24 protein-coding genes and 1 other RNA gene are annotated in these 25,386 nt (G+C 63.2%); 9 read left to right on the forward strand and 16 right to left on the reverse strand.

The window, feature by feature from the left end; translation table 11 throughout:
* Position 1 precedes the first annotated feature (1 nt).
* Positions 2 to 841 carry a sulfurtransferase gene (locus tag CIK75_RS08490; protein ID WP_096223613.1) on the reverse strand — a complete coding sequence of 280 codons (840 nt, stop codon included), beginning with the start codon at positions 839 to 841 and terminating at the stop codon, positions 2 to 4.
* An 87-nt stretch (positions 842 to 928) separates the two neighbouring features.
* Here CIK75_RS08490 and CIK75_RS08495 point away from each other — a divergent pair, with 87 nt between their 5' ends.
* The gene (locus CIK75_RS08495) at positions 929 to 2,032 is read left to right on the forward strand and encodes a PLP-dependent cysteine synthase family protein (RefSeq protein ID WP_096223614.1); all 1,104 of its coding nucleotides are present in this window, start codon (positions 929 to 931) and stop codon (positions 2,030 to 2,032) included.
* Positions 2,033 to 2,095: 63 nt separating this feature from the next.
* Positions 2,096 to 2,863, forward strand: a complete 768-nt coding sequence (gene map / locus CIK75_RS08500) for a type I methionyl aminopeptidase (RefSeq protein WP_096223615.1) — start codon at positions 2,096 to 2,098, stop codon at positions 2,861 to 2,863.
* 21 nt (positions 2,864 to 2,884) lie between these two features.
* Here the strand turns inward: map and CIK75_RS08505 are convergent, their stop codons facing one another.
* Positions 2,885 to 3,547: an MBL fold metallo-hydrolase gene (locus CIK75_RS08505; RefSeq protein ID WP_096223616.1), complete on the reverse strand. Its 663-nt coding sequence runs from the start codon at positions 3,545 to 3,547 to the stop codon at positions 2,885 to 2,887.
* A 125-nt stretch (positions 3,548 to 3,672) separates the two neighbouring features.
* On the opposite strand from CIK75_RS08505, the gene CIK75_RS08510 reads away from it, so the two are divergent.
* On the forward strand, positions 3,673 to 4,113 hold the full coding sequence (locus tag CIK75_RS08510; RefSeq protein ID WP_096223617.1) for a Fur family transcriptional regulator: 441 nt from the start codon (positions 3,673 to 3,675) through the stop codon (positions 4,111 to 4,113).
* Here the strand turns inward: CIK75_RS08510 and CIK75_RS08515 are convergent.
* From CIK75_RS08515 to CIK75_RS08530, 4 genes are all read right to left on the reverse strand, one after another.
* A complete protein-coding gene (locus CIK75_RS08515) occupies positions 4,110 to 4,991 on the reverse strand; it encodes a metal ABC transporter permease (protein ID WP_086998819.1) in 882 nt (293 codons plus the stop codon). The two genes, CIK75_RS08510 and CIK75_RS08515, sit on opposite strands and share 4 nt — an antisense overlap.
* Complete coding sequence (locus CIK75_RS08520) at positions 4,988 to 5,812, reverse strand: metal ABC transporter ATP-binding protein (RefSeq protein ID WP_096223618.1); 825 nt, start codon at positions 5,810 to 5,812, stop codon at positions 4,988 to 4,990. Before CIK75_RS08520 ends, CIK75_RS08515 begins: the two co-directional genes overlap by 4 nt.
* 119 nt (positions 5,813 to 5,931) lie before the next feature.
* Positions 5,932 to 7,023 (reverse strand): hemolysin family protein, encoded by a 1,092-nt coding sequence (locus CIK75_RS08525; protein WP_096223619.1) that lies wholly within the window; start codon positions 7,021 to 7,023, stop codon positions 5,932 to 5,934.
* On the reverse strand, positions 7,020 to 8,342 hold the full coding sequence (locus CIK75_RS08530) for a hemolysin family protein (protein WP_096223620.1): 1,323 nt from the start codon (positions 8,340 to 8,342) through the stop codon (positions 7,020 to 7,022). The genes CIK75_RS08525 and CIK75_RS08530 overlap by 4 nt, the downstream gene beginning before the upstream one ends.
* Before the next feature lie 456 nt (positions 8,343 to 8,798).
* On the opposite strand from CIK75_RS08530, the gene CIK75_RS08535 reads away from it, so the two are divergent.
* Together CIK75_RS08535 and CIK75_RS08540 are read left to right on the forward strand one after the other, a co-directional pair.
* Positions 8,799 to 12,602, forward strand: a complete 3,804-nt coding sequence (locus CIK75_RS08535; protein WP_096223621.1) for a multifunctional oxoglutarate decarboxylase/oxoglutarate dehydrogenase thiamine pyrophosphate-binding subunit/dihydrolipoyllysine-residue succinyltransferase subunit — start codon at positions 8,799 to 8,801, stop codon at positions 12,600 to 12,602.
* A 105-nt stretch (positions 12,603 to 12,707) separates the two neighbouring features.
* Positions 12,708 to 13,313 carry a GDSL-type esterase/lipase family protein gene (locus CIK75_RS08540; RefSeq protein ID WP_096223622.1) on the forward strand — a complete coding sequence of 202 codons (606 nt, stop codon included), beginning with the start codon at positions 12,708 to 12,710 and terminating at the stop codon, positions 13,311 to 13,313.
* Positions 13,314 to 13,537: 224 nt separating this feature from the next.
* Here CIK75_RS08540 and rsrA read toward each other — a convergent pair whose 3' ends face one another.
* Both rsrA and CIK75_RS08550 read right to left on the reverse strand, forming a co-directional pair.
* Positions 13,538 to 13,804 carry a mycothiol system anti-sigma-R factor gene (rsrA, locus tag CIK75_RS08545; RefSeq protein ID WP_086998803.1) on the reverse strand — a complete coding sequence of 89 codons (267 nt, stop codon included), beginning with the start codon at positions 13,802 to 13,804 and terminating at the stop codon, positions 13,538 to 13,540.
* A complete protein-coding gene (locus CIK75_RS08550; protein ID WP_198962416.1) occupies positions 13,804 to 14,460 on the reverse strand; it encodes a sigma-70 family RNA polymerase sigma factor in 657 nt (218 codons plus the stop codon). The genes rsrA and CIK75_RS08550 overlap by 1 nt, the downstream gene beginning before the upstream one ends.
* Before the next feature lie 280 nt (positions 14,461 to 14,740).
* On the opposite strand from CIK75_RS08550, the gene CIK75_RS08555 reads away from it, so the two are divergent.
* From CIK75_RS08555 to hisN, 4 genes are read left to right on the forward strand one after another with little or no spacing between them, the layout of a single operon-like run.
* On the forward strand, positions 14,741 to 15,268 hold the full coding sequence (locus tag CIK75_RS08555; protein ID WP_086998796.1) for a DoxX family protein: 528 nt from the start codon (positions 14,741 to 14,743) through the stop codon (positions 15,266 to 15,268).
* A gap of 10 nt (positions 15,269 to 15,278) precedes the next feature.
* The gene (gene aroA, locus CIK75_RS08560) at positions 15,279 to 16,604 is read left to right on the forward strand and encodes a 3-phosphoshikimate 1-carboxyvinyltransferase (RefSeq protein WP_096223624.1); all 1,326 of its coding nucleotides are present in this window, start codon (positions 15,279 to 15,281) and stop codon (positions 16,602 to 16,604) included.
* Between the two features lie 2 nt (positions 16,605 to 16,606).
* Positions 16,607 to 17,710 (forward strand): ribosome small subunit-dependent GTPase A, encoded by a 1,104-nt coding sequence (gene rsgA / locus CIK75_RS08565; protein WP_096223625.1) that lies wholly within the window; start codon positions 16,607 to 16,609, stop codon positions 17,708 to 17,710.
* Positions 17,711 to 17,750: 40 nt separating this feature from the next.
* The gene (hisN, locus tag CIK75_RS08570; RefSeq protein WP_096223627.1) at positions 17,751 to 18,623 is read left to right on the forward strand and encodes a histidinol-phosphatase; all 873 of its coding nucleotides are present in this window, start codon (positions 17,751 to 17,753) and stop codon (positions 18,621 to 18,623) included.
* Positions 18,624 to 18,626: 3 nt separating this feature from the next.
* On the opposite strand, the gene CIK75_RS08575 is transcribed toward hisN, so the two are convergent.
* From CIK75_RS08575 to CIK75_RS08610, 8 genes are all read right to left on the reverse strand, one after another.
* On the reverse strand, positions 18,627 to 19,076 hold the full coding sequence (locus tag CIK75_RS08575) for a YrdB family protein (protein ID WP_096223629.1): 450 nt from the start codon (positions 19,074 to 19,076) through the stop codon (positions 18,627 to 18,629).
* A gap of 172 nt (positions 19,077 to 19,248) precedes the next feature.
* Positions 19,249 to 19,635: a transfer-messenger RNA gene (gene ssrA, locus CIK75_RS08580) on the reverse strand.
* A 119-nt stretch (positions 19,636 to 19,754) separates the two neighbouring features.
* Positions 19,755 to 20,234: an SsrA-binding protein SmpB gene (smpB, locus tag CIK75_RS08585; RefSeq protein WP_086998782.1), complete on the reverse strand. Its 480-nt coding sequence runs from the start codon at positions 20,232 to 20,234 to the stop codon at positions 19,755 to 19,757.
* A gap of 166 nt (positions 20,235 to 20,400) precedes the next feature.
* Complete coding sequence (locus CIK75_RS08590; RefSeq protein WP_241895368.1) at positions 20,401 to 21,906, reverse strand: M23 family metallopeptidase; 1,506 nt, start codon at positions 21,904 to 21,906, stop codon at positions 20,401 to 20,403.
* Positions 21,907 to 22,031: 125 nt separating this feature from the next.
* Positions 22,032 to 22,946, reverse strand: a complete 915-nt coding sequence (gene ftsX / locus CIK75_RS08595; protein ID WP_096223631.1) for a permease-like cell division protein FtsX — start codon at positions 22,944 to 22,946, stop codon at positions 22,032 to 22,034.
* A complete protein-coding gene (gene ftsE, locus CIK75_RS08600; protein ID WP_086998773.1) occupies positions 22,943 to 23,725 on the reverse strand; it encodes a cell division ATP-binding protein FtsE in 783 nt (260 codons plus the stop codon). The genes ftsX and ftsE overlap by 4 nt, the downstream gene beginning before the upstream one ends.
* Before the next feature lie 203 nt (positions 23,726 to 23,928).
* Entirely contained in the window at positions 23,929 to 24,579 is a 651-nt protein-coding gene (locus tag CIK75_RS08605) for a CoA transferase subunit B (protein ID WP_087000227.1), read from the reverse strand.
* 4 nt (positions 24,580 to 24,583) lie between these two features.
* Entirely contained in the window at positions 24,584 to 25,381 is a 798-nt protein-coding gene (locus tag CIK75_RS08610) for a CoA transferase subunit A (protein ID WP_096223633.1), read from the reverse strand.
* Positions 25,382 to 25,386: the final 5 nt, after the last annotated feature.

Consider the following 25,386-nt stretch of genomic DNA (forward strand, 5'->3'; position numbering starts at 1 on the left):
GTCAGCCGGTGGGGCCGGTGGCCACCTCCCGTGCGGGGTCGGAAGAAAACTGCGAATAGGAGCCCGGATACAGGGCCGCGTCGATCCCGGCGATCGCCAGGGCGGCGATCTCGTGGGCAGCGGTCACCCCTGAGCCGCAATACACGGCCACCGGAGGGCCTCCTGCTGCCGGGCCGAGGGCGGCGAACTTCTCGCGCAGGGTTTCCGCCGGCAAGAATTTGCCGTCCGCGGCAAGGTTTCCCGCGGTGGGGGCGTTCAAGGCCCCGGGGATATGTCCGGGGCGCGGGTCCACCGGTTCGGTTTCGCCACGGAAGCGCTCCCCCGCGCGGGCATCGAGCAGGACCCCGGTGAAAGGGAAGGCTGCCGCGCCGGCGGCGTCCACGACCGGAAGGGACCCGGGGTGTGGGACCCAGCTTCCCGGCGTGGCGGTGACCTGGCCCGTGGCCACCTCGCCCCCTGCCGCCGTCCAGGCGGCCCATCCGCCGTCGAGCAGGAACACCTCCGAAAGTCCTGCGTCCCGCAGCAGCCACCAGGCACGTGCGGCAGATAGCCCACCCACCGCGTCGTAGACCACCACGGTATCCCCGGGTTCGATCCCCCAACGCTTTGTCGCAGCGGCCAGCCTCTGCGGTTCCGGGAGCGGATGACGGCCGGCTTCCGGACGGGCCGGGGCCGCCAATTCGGTGTCCAAATCCACATACACGGCCCCCGGAATATGCCCGGCCAAGTGGTCCTCTTCCCCGGTGGACGATCCCAACGCCCACCGCACATCCAGGATGACGGTGCGCTGCCCGGCGGCCAACCGTGCGGCCAACGCCTCGACGGTGATCAAGACCTCCATGTCCGAACTTCCTCCCTCATGCCCCGCCGCCTGTTCCGGGGCCGCGACCATGGCGAGCCCGGGTAGGCTGAACGAGTGGATTCAACGATGCTGCCAACACTACCGCCGCCCGCCGGACGCGCCTGGGTCAACCAGGCTGTCCTGGCCCTGGAAGCCGATACCGCCCGCTCGGCCGATACCCACTTGCACCGGATCGGCTTGCCGGCTCACTGGGGTATCGAGCTCTACCTCAAGGACGAGTCCACCCACCGTTCGGGCTCGCTGAAGCACCGCCTGGCGAAGTCCCTGTTCCTCTACGGTCTGGTCAACGGATGGATCACCGAGGGGACCACCATCGTGGAATCCTCCAGCGGAAGCACCGCGGTCTCCGAGGCGTATTTCGCCCGACTGCTGGGGCTGCCCTTCGTGGCGGTGGTTGCCGCGACGACGTCGGAGCAGAAGATCGACCTGATCCGTGAGCTCGGCGGGACCTGCCACCTGATCCAGGACGCCTCGGCCGTCGACGCCGAGGCACGCCGGCTGGCTGCCGAGACCGGCGGGCACTATATGGACCAGTTCACCTACGCCGAGCGGGCCACCGATTGGCGGGGGAACAACAACATCGCCGAATCGATCTTTTCCCAGCTCGAACTCGAACCGCATCCGGTTCCCGCCTGGGTTGTTGCCGGGGCCGGCACCGGCGGAACCAGCGCCACCTTGGGGCGCTACATCCGCTACCACCAACACGAGAGCCGGTTGGCCGTCGGCGACCCCGAAGGCTCTGCCTTCCTGCCGGCCTGGACGGCCTGGAACGACGGCGGAGATCCGTTGGCCGTGACCGGCACCCCGAGCCGGATCGAGGGGATCGGCCGTCCGCTGCCCGAACCCAGCTTCGTGCCCTCGGTGATCGACCTGGTCCAGACGGTGCCCGACGGAGCCTCGGTGGCAGCGATGCGCCATCTTTCCGGCTGGGCTGGCCTGCACGCCGGACCGTCCACCGGCACGAACATGTGGCAGATCTGGCGGCTGGTGGCTCAGATGCGGGCCGCCGGGCAGCAGGGATCCGTCGTCTCACTGATCTGTGACGGCGCCGAGCGCTACGCCGGATCACATTACGACGCCGCATGGCTAGAACGCGCGGGCATCGACACCACCCCCTACGAAGGGGTCATCGAAGCCTTCCTCGCCGATGGCGACTGGGTGGAGCCGTAGGACCCGAAGAGAATGACCGGGGCTAGTTTTTGGCCCAACCTCCCGAGTTGGAAGAAGTGCCGCATGATCGAAATTTTGAACCAGAGCCAGCTGAACCGGGCCAAGGACAGCGGTGCCCTGGTCGCCACCATCCTGCAGGCCATGAAACGCCGGGCCACCGTGGGCACCAATCTGCTGGACATCGACCGGTGGACCCACCAGATGATCACCGAGGCCGGTGCCCGGTCCTGCTACGTCGACTATGCCCCGTCGTTCGGGCGCGGGCCCTTCGGCCACTACATTTGCACCGCAGTCAACGACGCGGTCCTCCACGGTCTGCCCCACGACCATGCCCTGGCCGACGGCGACCTGCTGACCCTGGATCTGGCAGTGATCTTGGACGGGGTCGCAGCGGATGCGGCCATCAGCTTCATCGTGGGTTCTTCACGCCCCGCCGAAAGCGTTGCCATGATCGAAACCACCGAGGCCGCCCTGGCCGCCGGTATTGCCGCGGCAGGTCCCGGGGTCCGACTCGGAGATATCTCCCATGCCATCGGCACCGTCCTGGATCGTGCCGGATACCCGATCAACGTCGAATTCGGTGGCCACGGCATTGGTTCGACCATGCACCAGGACCCGCATGTCCCCAATACCGGGCGCCCCGGACGGGGCTATAAGCTCCGGCCCGGGTTGCTGCTCGCTCTGGAGCCGTGGGTCATGGCAGATACCTCGAAGCTCGTGACCGACGACGATGGCTGGACGTTGCGCAGCGCAACGGGTTGTCGGACAGCACATACCGAACACACCATTGCAATCACCGAGGACGGCGCTCAGATCTTGACGCTTCCCTAGCCGCTGCGAGGGCCCAGCCCCTCAGGCCTCGCGGCTATCCCCGACCTGCAGGTACTCGAATGCGGTGCCGTACCTGGCTCCGAACCGGGTCACGTGCCCAGTCATCATGCCCAGCCCGGTCTCGTTGAGCAACCCGTCATGGATGGGGTAGGCGTGGGACGCGCGTACCGAGGCGACGAAGTCCAGGACCTCGGCCAGTTTCGACCACGGGGCATGCAGCGGCACCAACAGGGTCTGCACCGTCACCCCGTTCGGCACGATGAACGAGTCCCCCGGGTGGTAGAGGCTGCCGTCGATCACGTACCCCAGGTTCGCGACGACGGGGATCTGCGGGTGGATCAGCGCATGCTGACCGCCGAAGACGCGGACCTCAAAACCGGCAATATGTTCTGCGTCGTCGGGGGCGAGAACATGAATCCTGTCCCCCGCTCCCCCGAGTGCCGGGTGGGCCAGGAGTTGGTCGACCACCACCTGTGGAGCGTAAAGATGCACCCCTGCGGTGCGGTCAACGATCGGCAGAACGGCAGCGGCGTCGATATGGTCGGCGTGTTCGTGGGTGACCAGGATGGCTTCGGCGCCGGCCAGGGCCGTGGGCACGTCGGTGAAGGTCCCGGGGTCGATGACCATCACGCGTGAACCTTTTTCCAGGCGGATGCAGGCATGTCCATGTTTGATGAGCTTCATACCCCCAGCCTAGTTCGCCGCTGCCGCGCTGATAAGCTGATTCTTCCAGTCGTCCGCAGCCCGTCCGGTCGACCGAGGACCCCTCACGTCGGGCCCGAAGCAAGACTCCAGGAGCACAGCAACGCATGTCGGAGAAAGTCGTCCCCAAGCGCGGGCGGGAACAGCGCGTCACCAAGCAGCGGCTCGCCGTCGAGGCCGCCATGGGCCGGTTGGAGGACTTCGTCTCGGCTCAGGAGCTTCACCGCCTGCTGCAGGACCAGGGCGATAAGGTCTCCTTGGCCACCGTTTACCGGATCTTGCAGTCCATGGCCGAGGACGGTTTGCTCGACGTGGTCCGTTCCGGCGAAGGCGAGGCGGCCTATCGTCGTTGCGAGGCCGAGACGCACCACCATCATTTGGTGTGCCGAACCTGCGGCAAGGGTGTCGAGGTCCAGGCTCCCGCGGTGGAGACCTGGGCAGCTCGGGTCGCCGCAGAGCACGGTTTCACCGAGGCCTCCCATACCGTGGAGATCTACGGGTACTGCCCCGAATGCACGCTCAATCGCCAGGGACCCGAACGCGCTTAGGCGGCGAGCTGCGGCGTCGCTTCCTGGATCCGCCGCACCCGTGTCCGGCGCCAGTCGATCACCCGGCACACCACGTAGATTGCGAAGGAAATGGTCGTCACGTAGGGGCTGATGGGCAGGCGGCCGGCCAGGGCAAGCATGATGCCTCCCACGACGCTGGTCATCGCGAACACGATGCTCAGTGCCACCGTCAGGCCGGGGCGTGCGGTCACGCGGATCGCGGCGGCGGCAGGGGTGATCAGCAGGCTGAGCACCAATAAGGCCCCGACGACCTGGATGGACAGGGCCACGGCCAGTCCCAGCAGGAGCATGAACACCACCGAGAGCCGTCCCGCGGGGATCCCCCGTGCCGCGGCCACCGACGGATCAACGCTGACGAACATCAGAGGACGCCAGATGATCAGCAGGCCCACGATCACCACCACCGAGCACACGGCCAGAACCCCCAGCTGCACGGAGTCCACGGCCACGATCTGACCGGTCAGCAACCCAAATTTATTGGCGCTACGGCCCTCATAGAGGGAGAGGAACAGGATTCCCAGTCCCAGCCCGAAGGGCATGAGGATGCCGATGATGGAGTTGCGGTCCCTGGCGTTGGCCCCCATCAGGCCCAGGACCAGGGAGGCGGCGATACTCCCCACCAGGGAGCCGGCCACCACGTTGGCTCCGATGAGCAGCGCGAAGGCGGCACCGGCAAATGAAAGTTCGGCGATCCCGTGGACGGCGAAAGCCATATCGCGGGTCATCACGAAGACGCCCACGAGCCCACCGACGAGACCCAGGATGGCCCCGGCGATAATTGAGTTGGAGACCAAGGGGAGCAGCTCGGCATAGTTCTCGAAGCTGAAGATCGTCTGCCAGATATCGTTCGCGTTCATGCGTGGCCTCCTTCCGTGCTGGCCGTTCGCGCCGCCTCGGCGTCGGAGGGATGATGATGGCTCAGGGTTTCGGGCATGCCGACCACAACGATGCGTCCTTTGCTCCGGAAGACCTCGATGGGGCTGGAGTACAGCTCGCTGAGGACCTCGGATCGCATGACTTCTTCCGGGGTACCGACATGGAATCGTCCGCCCGCCAGATAGAGCACCCGGTCCACGTACTGCAGGATCGGGTTGATCTCATGGGTGACGAAGACGACGGCGCTGCCCTGATCACAGGCCTGTCGGTGGATCAGCGCTGACACTGCCTGCTGGTGGTTCAAGTCCAGTGACAGCAGTGGTTCATCGCAAAGGAGTAGTTCGGGGTTCCCGGCCAGGGCTTGTGCGGCGCGCAGCCGCTGTTGTTCGCCACCGGAGAGCAGCCCGACGGGGCGATCGGCATAGGCCGTGGCCCCGACGCGCTCGAGGAGTTCATCGACGCGGGCCGTGATCTCGCGACGATGGAAGATCCGTGGACCCCAGCGGTGCCCATCCACCCCGAGAGCCACCAGATCCCGGGCTCGTAAGGCCGTATCGGGTGGGAAACCCCGCTGCTGAGGGATGCTGCCGATGCGTTGGGAGCCCCGGGTGACCGGACGTCCGCCGATTTCCACGCTGCCGGTACTGAGTTCCTGCAGCCCCAGCAACACCTTGAGCAGGGTCGATTTACCGGCGCCATTGGGACCCAATACCGCCAGAAACTCTCCCGGCTGGACCTCTAGATCCAGCCCGCTGAAGAGCCGGCGCGGGCCGAAGTTCAGGCCGGCGCCTCGTAAGGTCACCGCCGGTGTCGTTTCTGGCTGGTGGGTGGGTGGCACGGGCGGCCTTCCTCGAGGGTAGGGGTGGCTATACGGAAGGGAAACGCGCCACACGTCGGGAGCGTCGTGGCGCGCTCTCCACCCTAACCCAAATGAGACTCATTTTCATTATCGGCTTGTTGGTTGAAGCGGCGGATGCCCCGGCGTTCGTTGGAATCGTTGATCTCCCCCACCAGCTGCTCCAGAACGTCCTCGAGGAAGAGAATGCCCAGTGTGGTGCCCGCGGCATCGTTGACACGAGCCAGATGCGATCCGGTGCGTTGCATGATCGCCAACGCGTCTTCGACCTCGACGTCTGCGCCGAGGTTGGCCAGGTTCCGCAATCGGGTGACCGGGATCGGCTGGTCGTAGCGGGACTGCGGAATGGACATGACGTCCTTCAAATGCAGGTACCCGGCCAGGTTCTCCTCGGCATCGGTGATCACGAAACGGGAGAACCCGGTCCGCCCCACGGCTTTCTCGAACTGGGCCGGCGTCGTCTCCTGGGCCAGCGTGACGACCTCCCGCAGGGGTACCATCGAGGTTTCCGCGGTGTAGTCGGAGAACTCCAGGGCGCCGTGGATGATGCCGCTACCATCCTCGACGAGTCCGGACCGGGTGGATTCCTGCACGATCGAGTGGACCTCCTCGAGCGTGAACGAGCTCGTCACTTCGTCCTGCGGTTCGACCCTCATCAACTTCAGCGCGTGGTTGGCCAACCAGTTCAGCGAATAGACGACCGGGTGCAGGATTCGGGACAAGAAGATCAGCGGCGGCGCCAGGAGCAGGACGGCCCGATCGGCCACGGACACCGAGATGTTCTTGGGGACCATCTCACCGAACGTGACGTGCAGGAAGGTCACGATCACCAAGGCGATCACGAATGCTGTGGTGTCGGCCACCGGCACGGGCACGCCCAGCACCTCTAGCGGTCCGGCAAACAGGTGGTGGATGGCCGGTTCTGCCACGTTGAGGATCAACAGCGAGCAGACGGTGATCCCCAATTGGCAGACCGCCAGCATCAAGGAGACATGCTCCATAGCAAATAATGCTGCGCGGGCCCGCTTCACCCCGTTATCGAGCAACGGTTCGATCTGGCTGCGCCGAGCGGTCATGACCGCGAATTCGGAGGCCACGAAGAAGGCGTTGCCCAACAGCAGGATGACGAGCCACATGATTCCAAGCCAGGGATTCATCGCTCCTGCCCTCCTTCCGGGTCCTCGTGTTCAAGGGCTTCGAAGCTCAGCCGGTCCACGCGGCGGCCGTCCATCGCCTCCACAAAGAGTTCCCCGTTTCCGGTGTCGACAAAATCGCCGACGGCGGGGATCCGCCCGAGCATGGCCATGACATAGCCACCGATAGTTTCGTAGGAGGGGTCGTCGGGGATCTTCAGCCCGGGGACCTGGTCCCCGAGTTCGTCGGGTCGCAGCAGGGCAGGGAAATGCCAGCGCCCCGTCGCCGAAACCAGCACCCCTGGCTGGGTCCTGTCATGTTCATCGGTGACTTCACCGACGATTTCCTCGACCAGGTCCTCGAGCGTGACCATGCCGGCGGTTCCGCCATATTCGTCCAACACCATCGCCACCTGTTGATTGGCCTCGCGCAGATCGGCGATGAGCGAGTCCAGATGCACGGTCTTGGGGACGGAGATGATCTCCTCCATGATGGTCGCCGCGACCAGGCCCGCCCGTTTATGCCGCGGCACCGCGACGGCCTTCTTTACATGGCAGACCCCTTCGACGTCGTCGGCCGAATCCCCGATCACCGGGAAACGTGAGTAGCCGGTGCGACGTGCCGTCTCAATGACGTCCTCCAGCGGTTGGTCCAGCTCAACGGTCTCCATGCGGATCCGCGGGGTCATCACGTCGGCGGCCGAGCGTTCAGAGAAGCGCAGGGTACGGGAAAGGAAGGTGGCGGTATCCCGGTCCAGCGTTCCCATTTCCGCCGAACGGCGGACCAGCGAGTTCAGTTCCGCAGGACTACGGGCCCCGGAGATCTCCTCCTTGGCCTCCAGACCCACGGTATGCAGGACCTTATTGGAAAACCCGTTGAGCACCACGATGGCGGGTTTGAAGATGGTGGTGAACACCAGTTGTGGTCGGGCAATGGCCCGCCCGATATCCAACGCCCGGGCAATGGCCAGGTTCTTGGGGATCAGCTCGCCGATCAGCATGGACAGGACGGTCGCGAAGATCATCGCGACCACCAGGGACACCGGTGCGGCACCCGCGCCAAGTCCTGCGGCTTCCAGGACGGGGGTGAGCAGTCGTCCCACCGAGGGTTCCATCACGAAGCCGGTGAGCAACGTGGTCAGCGTGATCCCCAGTTGGCAGGAGGAAAGCTGCGTGGACAATGACTTCAGACAACGCATGAGCGGTTCCGCACCGCGCTCGCCATCGGCCACGGAACGTTGGACCGTGCTTTGGTCCAAGGCGACGAGCGAGAACTCAACGGCGACGAAGAACCCGGTCCCGGCGATCAGGAGCAGGCCGAGCGCCAGGAAGATCCATTCCACCTACGTGCTCACCGCCGTCGTTCCCCGCACGGGCATCGAGGCACGAGGGCGGGATGCGCGGTAGGTGGGTTTCATCGGTTCGGGAAAACCCGGTCTGGAAGGCTCCGATGAGCCGGCCGATGAGCTGGGCATGCTGAGACGGTTTGAGCCGGCGCTGCGCGTGGACGCGACGGGCCGGCACACTGAGTGGCTGTCCATAAGGGTCCCAGTCTACAGAATCGCGCCCACCCCCGCGAGGAGCCCTGCGTTGGCGCGGGTGTCTTTGCGCACAGTCCCCGTCCGGGGCACTGACGCCCGCCATGACAGGGAACACATCCATGCCGAACAGGCCGCGTCTAATTGGCAACGCCGCGCGGAAAGTCATTAGACTGGCCAGAGGTCCAAGGCAATGCCAGCGGACCGGCCCGGACACGAACGGGACCAGCGACGAGGCAATCAGGGAGAAGAGGCGTAATCGTGCCAGATCAACCACACCACCGACTGACCGAGGAGTTCGGCGGGAACGAGTGGCTCGTCGAGGAGCTCTACCAGCAGTATTTGCGGGATAGGAACTCCGTGGACAAAAAGTGGTGGAGCATTTTCGATTCGTTTGATTCCTCCGGACGGCCTCCCTCCCAGGACTCTGCGCCGGCCCAGAAGGCCCCCGCTCAGACCAGCTCCTCCCCCAGCCCTCGGGCTGCTTCCTCGGCCCGGGTCACTGAGGCCCCCGCGGAAAAGAAGACCGCCGAGAAGGCGCCTTCCACGGCTGCCACCCCGGGCGACACGCCCAAGGACACCCCGGAGACGTCGAAGGCCAAGCCTGCTGATCCGGCTCCGAAGGCCTCCCCGATCCCCGCCGAACTGCCCAAGTCCAATGCCGGCGAGCAGAAGCCCGAAGAAGACGTGGTGAAACCGCTGCGTGGACCCTCCAAGGCCATCGCCAAGAACATGGAGGACTCCCTCGAGGTTCCGACGGCCACCACCGTGCGCGCCGTCCCGGCCAAGGCCCTCATCGACAACCGCATTGTCATCAACAGTCATTTGGCGCGCTCCCGTGGCGGCAAGGTCTCCTTCACCCACATCATCGGCTTCGCCGTCATCCGGGCCCTGAAGCTCTTCCCCTCGCAGAACGTGAGCTACCGCGAGGTCGACGGCAAGCCGTCTTCGGTTCAGCCGGCCCATGTAGGCTTCGGTATCGCCATCGACATCCCCAAGCCTGACGGTTCCCGGATGCTCGCGGTGCCGAATATCAAGAAGGCCGAAACCCTGAACTTCTCGGAGTTCTGGAACACCTACGAGGACCTGATCCAGCGCGCACGCGGCAATAAGCTCACCGCCGACGACTATGCCGGGACCACCGTGTCGCTGACCAACCCCGGCGGCATCGGTACCGTCCATTCGGTCCCCCGCCTCTCCAAGGGCATGGCCACCATCGTCGGTGTCGGAGCCCTGGAATACCCCGCCGAGTTCCGCGGCGCCAGCGAGAAGACCGTGGCGATGCAAGGCATCGGCAAGGTCATCACCCTGACCTCGACCTATGACCACCGCGTCATTCAGGGCGCCGGTTCGGGCGAATTCCTGCGACTGGTCGAGTCACTGCTGCTCGGCGAGCATGGCTTCTACGACGAAATCTTCGAAGCCCTCCGCATCCCCTACGAGCCGGTGCGCTGGGTGGTCGACAACCAGGTCGACGTCGACCTCCAGGTCAATAAGATCGCCCGCATCCAGCAGCTCATCCACGCCTACCGCGTCCGTGGGCACCTCATGGCGGATATCAACCCGCTGGAGTACGTCCAGCGCCGCCACCCCGACCTGGATATCCGCACCTACGGTCTGACCCTGTGGGATCTGGAACGCGAATGGGTCACCGGCGGCTTCGGCGGTGCCGACCGGCTGACCCTGCGCAAGATCCTCGGGGTGCTGCGCGACTCCTACTGCCGCACCACAGGCATCGAATACATGCACATCCAGAATCCCGAAGAACGCTTGTGGTTCCAGGACGAGATGGAGCATGAATACACCAAGCCCAGCCGTGCCGAGCAGTTCCGCATCATGGGCCGCCTCAACGCCGCCGAGGCCTTTGAAACCTTCCTGCAGACCAAGTTCGTCGGCCAGAAGCGCTTTTCGCTGGAAGGTGGCGAATCGCTGATTCCGCTATTGGACGGCATCATGTCCGACGCCGCCGATCAGGGGATGGACGAAGTGGGCATCGGCATGGCCCACCGCGGACGCCTCAACGTGCTGACCAATATCGCCGGCAAGACCTACGCCCAGGTCTTCCGCGAGTTCGAGGGAACCCAGGATCCTCGTTCCGTGCAGGGCTCAGGTGACGTGAAATACCACCTGGGCACCGAGGGCAAGTTCACCTCGGACAGCGGCAACGAGACCCGCGTCTACCTGGCAGCCAACCCCTCACACCTCGAGGCCGTCGACCCGGTGCTCGAGGGCATCGTGCGGGCCAAGCAGGATCGTCTGGATCACGGCACCGAATCCACCGGCTTCAGCGTCCTGCCGATCCTCATCCACGGTGACGCCGCCTTTGCCGGGCAGGGAGTGGTCGCCGAGACCCTGAACCTGTCCCAGTTGCGCGGCTACCGCACTGGGGGGACCATCCACGTGGTCGTGAACAACCAGGTCGGTTTCACCACCTCCCCGACGGCTTCGCGCTCCTCGGTGTACTCCACCGATGCCGCCAAGATCATCCAGGCACCGGTCTTCCACGTCAACGGCGACGATCCCGAGGCAGTGGTCCGGGTCGCCCAGCTGGCGTTCAAGTACCGTCAGAAGTTCAAGAAGGACGTGGTCATCGACCTCGTCTGCTATCGCCGCCGCGGTCATAACGAGGGCGACGACCCGTCGATGACCCAGCCGATGATGTACAACCTCATCGAGGCGAAGCGCTCGACCCGCAAGCTCTACACCGAGGCGCTGGTCGGACGTAACGACATCACCCAGGACGAGGCCGATCAGGCGCTACGTGACTACCAGGGCCGGCTGGAACGGGTCTTCACCGAGACGCACGAAGCCCAGACCTCCCCGATCCCCGTGGTCACCTCCAACGATGCGTCGGTCAACGACCTGGAGCTGCCGACCTCGCAGCTTGAGGATGCCCCGTCGGCGAGCCCGATCAAGACCGCCATCAGCCCGGAAATGCTGGCGACGGTGGGTGCTGCACATCTGCGGATCCCCGAGGGCTTCACCATCCACCCCAAGCTCAAGGCACTGCTGGAGCGCCGGGACGCCATGTCCCGCGACGGCGGAATCGACTGGGGCTTTGCCGAGATCGCTGCCTTCGGTGCGCTGTCCATGGAAGGTGTTCCGGTACGTCTTTCCGGCCAGGACTCGCGTCGTGGCACGTTTGTCCAGCGCCACTCGGTCTTCCACGACCGCAAGACCGGCGATGAGTGGATGCCGCTGCGCAACCTCTCCGAGGACCAGGCCAAAATTTGGTTCTACGATTCCCTGCTGAGCGAATTCGCTGCCATGGGCTTCGAATACGGCTATTCGGTCGAACGCCCGGATGCATTGGTGCTGTGGGAAGCGCAGTTCGGGGACTTCGTCAACGGCGCCCAGACGATCATTGACGAGTTCATCTCCTCCGCCGAGCAGAAGTGGGGGCAGCGGTCCTCGCTCGTCTTGATGCTGCCACACGGTTACGAGGGGCAAGGTCCCGACCACTCCTCGGCACGCATTGAGCGCTTCCTGCTGATGTGCGCTGAAGAAAACTTGATCGTGGCCAACCCGTCCAATGGCGCCAACCACTTCCATCTGCTGCGCCGCCAGGCCTACACCCGCCCACGCAAACCGCTGATCATCTTCACCCCGAAGCAGCTACTGCGTCTGAAGGCCGCAGCCTGTTCGGTCGAAGACTTCACCCAGGGTGGGTTCCAGGAAGTCATCCCCGATGCCCTGGATCTCAAGGGTTCGGAGGTCGAACGGGTGCTGATGGTCTCAGGTCGTCTGTACTACGACCTCGAATCGGCTCGGAAAAAGGCCGGCGACGAGAAGACGGCGATCATCCGCGTCGAGCAGCTGTACCCGCTGCCGCTCGAGCAGATCAACGCCGAACTGGCCAAGTACCCCAACGCCAAGCTCTACTGGACCCAAGATGAACCAGCGAACCAGGGCCCGTGGCCATTCATCGGCCTGAACCTGGCTCCGGAGCTGGACCGCCAGGTGGAACTGGTTTCGCGTACCGCGTCGGCAGCGACATCGACCGGTTCGCATAAGCGCCACGAAGTGGAACTGTCCGAACTCCTGAAGCACGCCTTCGGGAAGTAGCCGGCGGCAGAACGAAGCATCAGCCGAAGGGCGGGACCGTACGTCCCGCCCTTCGGTGTAGCAGGCCCGCTGTTTCGGTGGGCGTACCGCGCAGAAAGGTCTTTCGTGGAACAACGAACCATTCGCATCGCCGCCATCGGCAATGAGATCCTCGCCGGGCACGGTGACCCGCGTTCACTGGGTTGGTACGGTCGAGTCTTGGCCCGCACTACGGGTGAGGATTTCCGGCTCCAGAGTTACACACTGGCCTCTCCTGACGAGGGGACCGAGGCCCTGGCCGAACGGTGGTTGCAGGAGGCCGGGCGACGTTTCGGGGAAGGCTGCGACAACCGTCTGGTGGTTGCCCTCTCCGACTACGACCTGGACCTCGGGCTTTCCACTGCCCGGAGCAGACTGAACCTGGCCAATATTCTTGATGCTGCCTCGCAGATGAGCATCAAGGCCATGGTCGTGGGCCCGATTCCCTCCCTCGATCAAGAGCGCAACGCCCGGTTGGCCGATTTATCGGCAGCTTACGCCGACGTCGCCTCCCGTCGGCACCACGCCTACGTGGATACCTTCACCCCGTTGCAGAATCATGAACAATGGCGCAACGATCTGGCAGCCAACGGGGGCTTGCCCGGACAGGCCGGACACGGGCTCATTGCCTGGCTCGTTCTTCACCGCGGTTGGTACAGCTGGCTGGACCTTGCCGAACCAACCGGCGGATAGCCCCTCTGGCCTGCGGAGAATAGGAACGGAGTCCGTGGGTGTGACAAGATGAAGGGCAGCTAGAATCCCCGAGAAGAGCAGGAGGCAGCGATGAGCAAGCGTGCACGTAAGCGCCGCAGCCGCGCCAAGAAGGGCGCGAACCACGGTAAGCGTCCGAACACCTAAATCAGGTGAACAGCGAAGAGCCCACATCCAGTTGGATGTGGGCTCCTTTGTTTGATGAATCAGTCGTGCCCGATCTCCACGCGCAACTCGCTGATCCGGCTCATGATCCGGGTCTTGAGCGTATTCGGTGCCACTTCTTGGCAGCTACGCTTCACGACCGAACGGATAATGCATTCGAGATCGTATTCGTGAGCGCATTCCTCACAATCTTCGAGGTGCTCGCGGACGTCCTTGAGATCGTCCACCGACAGCGCCCCGTCGAGATATTCGTAGAGACGGGCAATCCGGTCGTCGCTGCAGTCGCCCATTGATTGACAGTCGCCCATCATTTCCTCCCTTGTCCGGCCGCCGCCGAGCGGCCCGTCGCCTGCTGCGCCTTCCCCAGTCCCCGGGTGGCAGCATAGTCGGCGAGCATTTCCCTGAGTTGCTTGCGTCCTCGGTGCAACCGCGACATGACGGTACCGATGGGAATGCCGAGGATCTCGGCGACTTCCTTATAGGCGTAGCCCTCCACATCCGTGAAATACACGGCCAGACGGAACTCCTCGGGAATCGCTTGCAGTGCCTGCTTCACGTCGGAATCAGGCAGATGGTCCAACGCCTCGGCCTCTGCTGAGCGCAGTCCGGTGGACGTATGCTCGGCCGCCTTCGCCATTTGCCAGTCCTCAACCGTATCGGTGCTTGACCGCAACGGTTCGCGCTGACGCTTGCGATAGAGGTTGATATAGGTGTTCGTCAGGATCCGGTACAGCCAGGCCTTCAGGTTGGTGCCGGGCTTGTACTGGTGGAACGCCGAATAAGCCTTGGTATAGGCCTCTTGGACCAGGTCCTCGGCATCGGCTGGATTGCGTGCCATACGCATCGCCGCCGAATAAAGCTGGTCGACATATTGCAGGGCGTCTCGCTCGAACCGTGCGCGCTGCTGCGCTTCGGTCTCGCGGCCCTCGGGGACGGCCTCGGTCCCTTGCTGTGAAGTGCTCATCACGGCCCAGTCTAGACCGGGTGCCGTGCCACTGTCCGTGGGCTGGGCCACGCGTTCGGCACAGGTCAATGTTGGCATGGTCGGCAGTACCCCCTTTTCGCAGGCTCGGTGGGCCGGAGTTGCTGCTGAACCGCAGCTCCATCACCGGTCTCTTGTCCGTATCAACAGCACAATTTGTCCGAGTATTCCCTTTCGCCCGTGCACGAGGCACCGTCGGAACCGAAAAAGTGCGAGACTAGGACAAGCATGTGAAAGCACTCCCGACTCCTTGGAGGAATCGATGTCCCTGGCTCGCCTGATTGCCCGTCCCCTGCTGGCTTCCAGCTTCGTGTTGACCGGTTTGGACCGCGTCCGCAAGCCCGAGGAAAGTGGTGAGCGACTGCGCCCCACCTTGCGTCGAGCCGCTTCGGTGTTCCCTCAGCTAGAAGCAGTTGCTGCGAAGCCTGCCCTGGCCGCTCGCTGCATCGGCGCAGCTCAGGTGCTCTCCGGTCTGATGTTGGCGTTGGGTAAGTTCCCGCGCTTCTCGGCATTCGTCCTGGTCGGCTCCTCCGCCGTCACCGGTTTCAACGACAACGCCGCCGAGTCTCGGCTGCTGACCTCCAACCGGGTTAAGAACCTTTCCCTCGCCGGCGGCGTCCTGCTGGCTTCCGTGGACACCGACGGCGCTCCCTCGCTGGCTTGGCGTGCCCGCCACCTCGGCAAGGATGCCCGCAAGCAGCTCGCCAAGGCCAATAAAGAGCTTTCCAAAACGGTGCGTGACGGTGCGCAAGATGCCCGCAAGGCCGCGGAAGACGTGGTCGGGCGCTAGAACACACATCATGGGCAGCAGCATCCTTACCCCCGAGTCCACCTCCGACTGGCTGGCCCCGCGGGCCCATGGCCTCATTGATGCCACCGTGCAGGTTCCGGCATCGAAGTCGTTGACGAACCGCTACCTGGTGTTGGCCGCACTGGCAGATGGTCCCTCGCGACTACGCAAACCACTGCGTTCACGCGATTCCGATCTGATGATCGAAGCTCTTCGTGTGCTGGGCACCGGTATCGACGAACTCGACAGTGACGACGGAGCCGGGCAGGATCTGCTCATCACCCCGATCGACCGCTCCGCGGTACGGGGTGAGGTCACCGTGGACTGTGGTCTGGCCGGGACGGTCATGAGATTCGTCCCGCCGTTGGCCGCCCTGCTCAATGCCACCGTGTTCTTCGACGGCGACCCTGCAGCGCGGGTGCGCCCCATGGCCCCCGTCGTCACCGCGTTGAAGGATTTGGGGCTGCACGTCCAGGACGAGGAAGCCGGCCTGCTACCATTCACGGTCGCCTCGACCGGTTCGGTGGCCGGAGCAGAGCTCCGGGTCGATTCGAGTGGTTCCTCGCAATTTATTTCCGCGTGGCTACTCGTTGGAGCCTTTTTTGAGCAGGGGTTGCGGATTGAGCACGTCGGCAATTCGGTGCCCAGCCTGGACCATATCCACATGACGATCGCCACGTTGCGCGAGGTCGGGGTCCAGGTCGATGAACCAGGCCCCAACCAGTGGCTGGTCCATCCCGGAAGCGTCAGGGCCTTCGACGTTGCCGTCGAACGTGACCTGTCCAATGCTGGCCCTTTCTTGGCTGCCGCGCTGGCAGCAGGGGGTACGGTCAGGGTCCCGGACTGGCCTGCTCAAACCACACAGGTCGGTGCGCGCTGGCCGGAGATCCTCACCCGCATGGGTGCCACGACTTCTTATGACAACGGTGTGTTGACGGTCAAGGGCCACGGAACGATCAAAGGCATCGACCTGGCTGACGCTTCTGAACTGGCCCCGACGGTTGCGGCCCTGGGAGCCTTGGCCAACTCCGAGACCCGTCTGACGGGGATCGGACACTTGCGCGGGCATGAGACCGACCGGTTGGCGGCCCTCGTCGCTGAAATCAAGGCCCTCGGTGGCGATGCCCAAGAGCTCGCCGACGGCATACTCATCCGCAAACCCGTCGACCGGGGCGGCGTCTTTCACAGCTACGAGGACCACCGGATGGCCACTGCCGGGGCGATCATCGGCCTAGCAGTTGATGGGGTGCGGGTCGAAGACATCGGGACGACGGCGAAAACAATGCCTGACTTCCCCCGGATGTGGCAGGAACTGGCCGCGACCGGCGGCGCCTGACGATGGCACGTGATGCTCGCAGTTGGGACGAGTCAGACGTCAGGATCCGCCCCAATAAGAAGGGCTCCCGCCCACGGACCAAGGACAGGCCCTCCTATCACGAGGCCGTCATCGGACGCATCATCACCGTTGACCGTGGACGCTATACCGCGATCCTCGACGAGGACACCGCCACCGAGCGGATCGTCATCGCGGCCCGTGCCCGTGAACTGCGCCGCTCACCCGTCGTCCCCGGCGACTTTGTCGCACTCGTGGGCGACACCACCGGCCAACCCGACACTCTCGCCCGCTTGGTCAGGATCCAGGACCGCCGCACGGTATTGCGACGCAGCGCCGATGACACCGATCCTGTGGAGCGCGTCGTCGTGGCCAATGCCGACCAATTGGTCATCGTGGTTGCAGCCGCCAACCCGGAGCCACGGACCGGTTTCATTGATCGTGCACTGGTCGCCGCCTTCGATGCCGGCATCGACGCCATCCTGTGCGTCACCAAGGCAGACATCAAGGATCCCCGTGAGCTGCTGGAGAATTATCGGCACTTAGACATGAACATTGTCACCAGCAAAAGCATCGGAAGTGACGTATCGGGGGTCGATGCCCGCTCAGCAGATGGCGCTTCGGCACGTTTGGAAGAGGGCGCCATCGTCGAGCTGCGACGACTCATGGCCGGACGCGTCAGCGTGGTGTTGGGACACTCAGGGGTCGGCAAGTCCACCCTGGTCAACGCCCTGACCGGAGCCCAGCGCGCCACCGGTGGCGTCAATGCCGTCACCGGCCGTGGAAGGCATACCTCCTCCTCGGCCATCGCGCTCAGGGCCGAGGAAGCACCGGCAGGAACCTGGATTATCGACACGCCCGGTATCCGTTCCTTTGGACTGGCCTTAGTCGATCCGGACAACATTCTGGACTCCTTCCCTGATCTGGTTCAGGGTTCGGCAGACTGCCCACGCGGTTGTCGGCATACCCCCGACTCCCCCGGCTGTGCATTGGATGCCTGGGTCCGTCGGCCCGCGGCGGACGCTTCGGGGGTAGCTCGGCTGGCATCCCTTCGGCGCCTGCTGGGTGTCGAAGAGAAGGTCGAGGGCAAGGAGCTGGGGTCGGTCTAGGACCACGGCTCGGACGCATTCCTGCGGTAGGTTTGAGGGCATGACCCGCGACGTAATGAGCTATAACGACGACCTCCGCTTGGCACATGCCATTGCTGATTCCGTCGACTCCCTGACCATGTCCCGTTTCAAGGCACAGGACCTGCAGGTAGAGACCAAACCCGACCTCACCCCGGTCACCGATGCCGACCGGATGGCCGAAGAAGCTATTCGCAGCCAGTTGGGCCGCACTCGCCCCCGCGATGCGGTTCTGGGTGAAGAATTCGGCAGCACCGGCCACGGCTCCCGCCGCTGGGTGATCGACCCCATCGACGGCACGAAGAACTTCGTGCGCGGGGTACCGGTGTGGGCCACCCTGATTTCCCTGATGGATGAAGGCCGCGCCGTGGTCGGGCTCGTTTCGGCACCGGCCCTGGGCCGTCGCTGGTGGGGGGCTGAAGGGACGGGAGCCTATACCGGCAAATCTCTGGCATCGGCCACTCGTTTGAAGGTCTCGGGGATCAACGACCTCGCCGATGCCTCCCTGTCCTATTCAAGTCTGGGTGGTTGGCGCGACCGAGGGCAGTTGGAAAACATGCTCGACCTGCATGACGCCGTCTGGCGTACCCGGGCATTCGGGGACTTCTGGTCCTATTGCTTGCTAGCGGAGGGCGCCGTTGATATCGCCTGTGAGCCAGAACTGAACCTCTACGATATGGCGGCCCTCGTTCCGATCGTCACCGAGGCCGGCGGTCGCTTCACCTCACTGGACGGTGAAGACGGCTGCATGGGGGGCAACGCGCTGGCCACCAATTCCTTGCTGCACGAAGCCACCTTGGACCTGCTCAACGGTTCAGGCGGATCCGGGACACCAGATGTCGATCACCTCGCCCTGCAGCGGGAAGAACATGCTTCCCCGTGGGAACGCGCCTGATCCTCAGCGTGCGGCGCGTCGTCCTGCGGGACGACGACGTTTGCTGCGCTGGGCTACCGCGCCACTGGCCAGCTCGTCGCGCTTCAACCAGTTCATCACGACACTGACGAGGGTTAGCACCAGCATGATGCCCGCAAGCCAGCCGTGTCCTGCACTCCACAACGCCGCCACTCCCACGAGGAACAGCACATGGGCCACCACGGGGTGGATCGGCCACCCCAGACGCCACGGTGCCTGCGGGGAGAGCAAGAGGCCCCAGAGGACGACGAGCGGAATCAAGAAGACGAGAACGGCCACCACGGGCGCCAGGGGCAGGAACTTGATCGCCCACAAACCGGCAGCACAGAGCAATGCCACTTCCAGGACGAACGCCAGTATCCCGGCCGGACGGATCGGCGTTCCGGAAGGCTCGTCTGTCACGACTTCCGCAGCGTTCTGCGATTCATCTTCCATCCCTTCATCCTTTCCCTTCGGCGGCAGCCCGAGAGCGGGCGAGCCTCAATATTTGGTACACCAGCTAGAACATTTCGTTTCCGGTGCTTCTTCCATTCTAAGCATGCCGCCACGGTAGACGGGACAGCACACAAAAGGCCTCGGAATCACGAAGATTCCGAGGCCTTTTAAAACGTGGAGATGGGGGGAATTGAACCCCCGTCCGATGTGGTGTTGCCAGGACTTCTCCGGGCGCAGTTTGCTTTGGGTTTTCTCTGCTCCAACAGCCGTCTCACAAACATGCGGCTGGACCCTTGCGGGATACCCCGAGCACAGTCATCTAAGTTATGCCCCACACCCCGATGACAAGGGTGTGTGGCAGTGGCTATCTAAACGACGCCAGGATCAGGGTCGATAGCAATCCCTGGCTGACGGACTGTCTGGCTGCTTAGGCAGCGAGAGCGAAGTCAGTGCGCTTTGAGTTGGCACTTGTGTTTTGCAAAGAGCGTTTACGAGATAACTTTGCATCCTCGGCCCGCTTCTCCTGTCGCGACTCACATCGTCGAAACCGATCATCCCCGTATGAATTTCTCAAATGCGGGTTTCCCCGCTCAACCCCACGGGTGAAAACCCGCGAGACATCAAGCATAACCCACGATGGGCCGGATTCATTCCCACCTACCGCTCCGGCTACCAAATTTACGATGCGCTGCGGTTTCTCTCCCGTAGCGCCCGGAGGGCATCACGGTTGTCCTGCTTTTCGCGCAGGGTCTGGCGTTTGTCGAATTCCTTCTTACCCTTCGCGACACCGATTTCCAGCTTGGCTCGACCATCACGAAAATACAGTTGCAGCGGCACGATGGTGTAGCCGGGGTCTTGGATTTTTCGAGTGATCTTGACCAGTTCTTCGCGGTGCAGAAGAAGCTTTCTCCGCCGTCGGCCAGCATGGTTCGTCCACGATCCGTTGAGGTACTCAGGAATATAGATTCCCTCAATGTAGAGCTCTTCGTTGTAGAACTGTCCGAAGCCATCAACCAGGGAGGCTTTTCCTTCACGCAGCGACTTGACTTCGGTTCCGCTGAGCACCATTCCAGCTTCGTAGGTATCCAGGATCTGGAAATCGTGGCGAGCCTTGCGATTGGTCGCAACGACCTTACGCTCGGTGGTGTCCTTGGGCATGCCTACCTCCTCCTGTGTACGTGGTGACTCCGGGCCGGGGCCACGGTCAGTCGAACATCAATCCTACTTCATGGGTTGAGCTGCCCAGCCGTCCCGGCCCATTGCTCGAGCCTCACACCACAGACGAAAGTGCCCGGCCTCAGGGGCCGGGCACTGTGCGTGATTGCTAGAGCAGTCCCGCCGGGTTGACGACCTTGCCGTCGAGAATCGTTTCAAAGTGCATGTGGCAGCCGGTGGAGTTGCCGGTGGTCCCGACGTAACCAATCAGTTGGCCCTTGGAGACCTTCTGGCCGGCATGAACCACATAGCTGCTGAGGTGGTGGTATCCCGTCACGAGTGCGTGGCCGTTGACGACGCCGTGACTGATCTGGACCTTGTTCCCCGAGGTCGGTGACATGGTGGCATACCAGACTTCGCCTCCGGCTGCTGCATGCACCGGAGCCCCGCAGCGGCCTCCGAAGCCCCAGTCCAGGCCCGCATGGACGTATCCGCCCCTGCCTCCGTAGTCGATGGTTCCCGCGGGGGTGGGACGCCACCCAAAAGTCGAGGTGATGTATCCGCCGGAGGTCGGTTTGGACAATCCCCAGCTGCTCGTACTACTAGAGGGCTTGCTGCTCCCCTGGCTGGGGGCCTTCTTGGTCGGGCTACTGGCCTTTTTGCTTTTGGTTCGTTCGGAAGCGGCCTTACGGTCTGCCGCGTCGGCTGCGGCACGCTTTGCCGCGGCATCGGCAGCATTGGCCCGGGCAGCCTTCTCAGCTGCCGCGCGCTTGGCCCGGGCAGCGGCTTCGGCCTTCGCCGCTCGTTCTGCTGCCTGTTCAGCGGCCACCTTTGCGGCTCGTTCGGCCGCAGCCTTGGCGGCTTCCTCCTTGCGCTTGCGCTCGGCAGCCTCGCGGATCAGCCGCTCTTGGCGTTCCTTGATCTCGGCAACGACCTGGTCGTGCTCTTCCTCTTGCTTCTTGATCTGGGCCTTGATCTGGGGACGCTTGGCGTTGAGTTTTTCGCTGGCTTCCTGAGCACCGTCAATGAGGTCATCAACGTGGCGTTTCGAGGCTTCTGCCTCGTCCCGTGCCGTCTGCTCTCGCACCAGGGCCGCCTCGGCTTGGCCCTTAAGGTCGCTAATCTCTTCTTCGACGGCCGTTAAGCGCGCCTGCACGTTGGCATCGGTTGCATGTTGTTGGCTGAGGTCACCAAGCACCGCGTTCTGGCTTCGTAGCGCCTGATTGGCCAAACCCAAGCTATCGGCGAGGCTTCCTTGCTCAGAGTTTGAGTTGAGCATCAGGCTCAAGTTGCTGGATACTCCCCCGCGCTTATAAGCCTGAGTCGCGATCTGACCGATGGCTTTACGCGTATCTTCCATCTTTTCCGCGTCCTGGACCATTTGACTGCTGATCTGGTCCTTCGAGGCTTGGGCTGCATCTACCCGCGCTGAGAGTTCATTCACCTGATCGGTGGCACTCTGGACGCTGGCACGGGCGGTCGAAAGTTTCTCCTGCGCGGCAGGGAGCTTGTCCTGGTAACCCTTAAGTCTGTCAGCCGTCTTCTGGATGTCGGCATCCAGGAATTCCATATCGGTTTCCAGGGAATCGAGCTGCTTCTCGACTTTCTGCTTGTGGTCATCCAATTTGTCGGCCTGGGCCACGGGAGCCATCAGCGACAGGGACAGCAAGCTCACCAAGGCGCCACTTATCACGGCACGGGACAGGGTCCGTCTATTGCGGTCCGCCACAGGGTCGGTCCTTTCAGTGGGTCGGCAGGTTCGTGCCCGAACGGGCCCGGGGAACACGGGCTCGGAACAACCTAAACCTTCAGGTAACGCCTTAAGGTCAGGACCGACGATACACCAGCCAGAACGATACCCAGCGCAAGCAAGCCCGGTGCGACAAGGAAAACCTCACTGGTGGCAATGAACGCGGTGTCGGGGTACTCGATCGCCAACTTGCCCTGGATCAGGTACTTGACCACGGCCCACAGTGTCCCGGAAGCCAGCACGGCTCCAATAAGGGCGGCTATCACCCCTTCCAGGACGAAGGGCAGTTGGATCACCGCCTTCGAGGCACCCACCAAGCGCATGATCCCTGTCTCCCGGCGTCGGCTGAAAGCCGAAAGTCGGATGGTTGTCGCCACCAGCAGGACGGCGCAGAAAATCATGACGACCGCGATTCCCACGGCCACCAAGGAGGCAACGTTCATGACCGAGAAGATCTTTTCCAGCAAGTCACGTTGGTCAATGACGGTGTCCACGCCCTTCATCGGGGTAAACAGCTCGTTGATGACGTCGTACTTTTCCGGGTCCACCATTTTGACGCGGAAGGATTCCGGAAGCTGGTCCGCTGTCACGGTGTCCACGATCGGGGAGTTCTTGAACTGTTCGCGGAAATGTTGGAGCGCTTGGTCTTGCGACTCGTACTCATAGCTCTCCACATACGGTTTAACTGCCGCAGAGTCCAGCTGGCTCTTAATGGCAGACCGTTGCGAATCGGTCACCGCCCCGTCGGCACATGTCTGCGAGCCGTAATCGTCGCCACACAGGAAGATAGCGACTTCGACCTTGTCGTACCAGAAACCCTTCATCTGCGTGATTTGCATCTGCGTCAGTGCAGCGGCGCCAACAAACGTCAGCGAAATAAAGGTCACCAAGACGACTGAAATGACCATGGAGAGGTTTCGACGCAGACCTGAGCCGATCTCACCAAGAATAAATGCGAGCCTCATGCCTCGTCCTCCTCGCCATCGAAGGGAGCGATCGCCTGATCCTGAGGGTCGGCAGTTCGCAACTCACGGGAACCATCCCGATTTACGATGGGGATCATGGCCGTGTATTCGCCGGCTTGTTCGTCGCGGATGATTTTGCCTTCGTCCAGTTCGATCACCCGGCGGCGCATGGAGTTGACGATATCCGTATCGTGCGTGGCCATGACCACGGTGGTGCCGTTTTGGTTGATTCTGTCGAGGATGTTCATGATTCCCACACTGGTGGCGGGGTCGATGTTTCCGGTCGGCTCATCCGCCAGCAAGATCCCTGGCTGGTTAACGATGGCCCGGGCGATAGCGACTCGCTGTTGTTCGCCACCGGAAAGCTCATTGGGCATCCGTCGTTCCTTGCCCTCCAAACCAACGGTCCTGAGGACTTCGGGGACGGTACTACGGATGGCGGCCCTTCCCTTTCCGATGACCTGCATCGCAAAGGCAACATTGGAAAAGACATCCTTATTGGGCAGCAGTCGGAAGTCTTGGAAGACGACGCCGATGCCACGACGCATGCGTGGAACCCTCCAGTTGGGGATTCCAGCCACGTTCTGTCCGGCGACATGGACCGAGCCGCGTGATGCCTGGTCCTCGCGCAAGACAAGTCGGATGAACGTCGATTTACCGGAGCCGGAGGCCCCCACGAGGAAGGCGAAGTCACCGCGATTGATCTCGACATCGATATCATCCAGCGCCGGACGGGACTTTTGGTCGTAGACCTTGGTGACGTGCTCAAATCTGATCATGGCAGTTCTGCCCACACGGACCACCGGTCAGTGTCCGAAAATGCGGGGCTTTGCTGGGGGAACGTACAGCACCGGCATTGAGCACTCTAGCCCCGTCGTTCTGCATCCGGGCGCAGGCGGCTGCGTGTGTCGGGGTCATAGCCCCAACAGAACGGGCCCGGCCCTCCAAGGACCGGGCCCGTGTGCACGACGGTTGCCATGGACTAGGCGTTGGCGAGTTCTCCACCCAGGGTCAGTTCTGGTTCGGTCGCGGCCCTGACTTCCTCGACACTCACACCGGGAGCGGTCTCCAGGAGCACCAGACCGTCCTCGGTCACCTCGATCACCGCCAGGTCGGTAATGATCCGGTTCACCACGGCCTTACCGGTCAGCGGCAGCGAACATTCATTCACGATCTTTGCCGAACCGTCCTTGGCCGTATGGTCCATCAGGATAATGACCTCTCGGGCACCCTGCACCAGGTCCATGCCACCACCGGGGCCCTTGACCATCTTGCCCGGAATCATCCAGTTCGCCAGATCCCCGTTGGTGGAAACCTGCATCGCTCCGAGGATCGCCACGTCGATCTTCCCGCCACGGATCATCCCGAAGCTCATGGCCGAATCGAAGAAACTTGCTCCCGGATTGACCGTCACGGTTTCCTTCCCGGCATTGATCAGGTCCGGATCCACATCCTCTTCGGGGGGGTACGGGCCCACACCGAGGATGCCGTTTTCCGACTGCAGAACCAGTGTCCTGCCGGCGGGGATGTAGTTCGGAACCAGGGTCGGCATCCCGATGCCCAGGTTCACATAGGCTCCGTCGACCAGTTCCTGCGCGGCCCGCTCGGCCATCTGCTCACGTGTCAGTGCCATCGTCTCAACCTTCCTTCGTCGCCGAACCGGCGGCTTCACCAGCTGGGCGTACCGTGCGCTTCTCCACTGGCTTTTCGATGTCCCGACCGACTTCCAGGACGCGGTGCACATAGATCCCCGGCAGATGGACCTGGTCAGGGTCGATCTCGCCGGGCTCCACGAGCTCCTCAACCTGAGCGATACACACCTTCCCGGCCATCGCTGCCGGCGGGCCGAACTGCCGGGTCGCCTTGTTGAACACCAAGTTGCCGTGCTTATCGCCCTTCAGCGCGTGGACCAACGCGAAATCGGAGACGATGGCCTCTTCCAAAACGAAATCGTTTTTCTCCCCGCCTGGGGCGAAGCTCCGCACTTCCTTGGGCTCCGAACCCTGGAGAATGTTCCCATCGGCGTCGTACTTCTGCGGCAACCCCCCTTCGGCCACCTGAGTACCGACTCCGGCAGCGGTGTAGAACGCAGCGATGCCTGATCCACCGGCTCGTAGCTTCTCAGCCAGCGTCCCCTGCGGGGTCAACTCCAATTCGAGTTCCCCGGTGAGGTACTGGCGAGCAAATTCCTTGTTCTCGCCCACATAGGAAGAAGTCATCTTCCGGATCCGGCCGGCAGCAAGCAGGACACCAAGTCCCCACCCATCGACACCGCAATTATTGGAGACCACCGACAGGCCCGTAGCGCCTTGTTCCAAGAGGGCCTCGATCAATGCCATCGGGTTCCCTGATAGTCCGAAACCGCCGACAGATATCAAGGATCCATCCCCGATATCCGCTACGGCTTCCGCCGCAGAACCGACACTTTTATCCATTGTCA

Origin of the sequence: Glutamicibacter sp. BW78, assembly GCF_002332245.1 — a bacterium.
Lineage (GTDB): Bacteria > Actinomycetota > Actinomycetes > Actinomycetales > Micrococcaceae > Arthrobacter_H > Arthrobacter_H rhombi_A.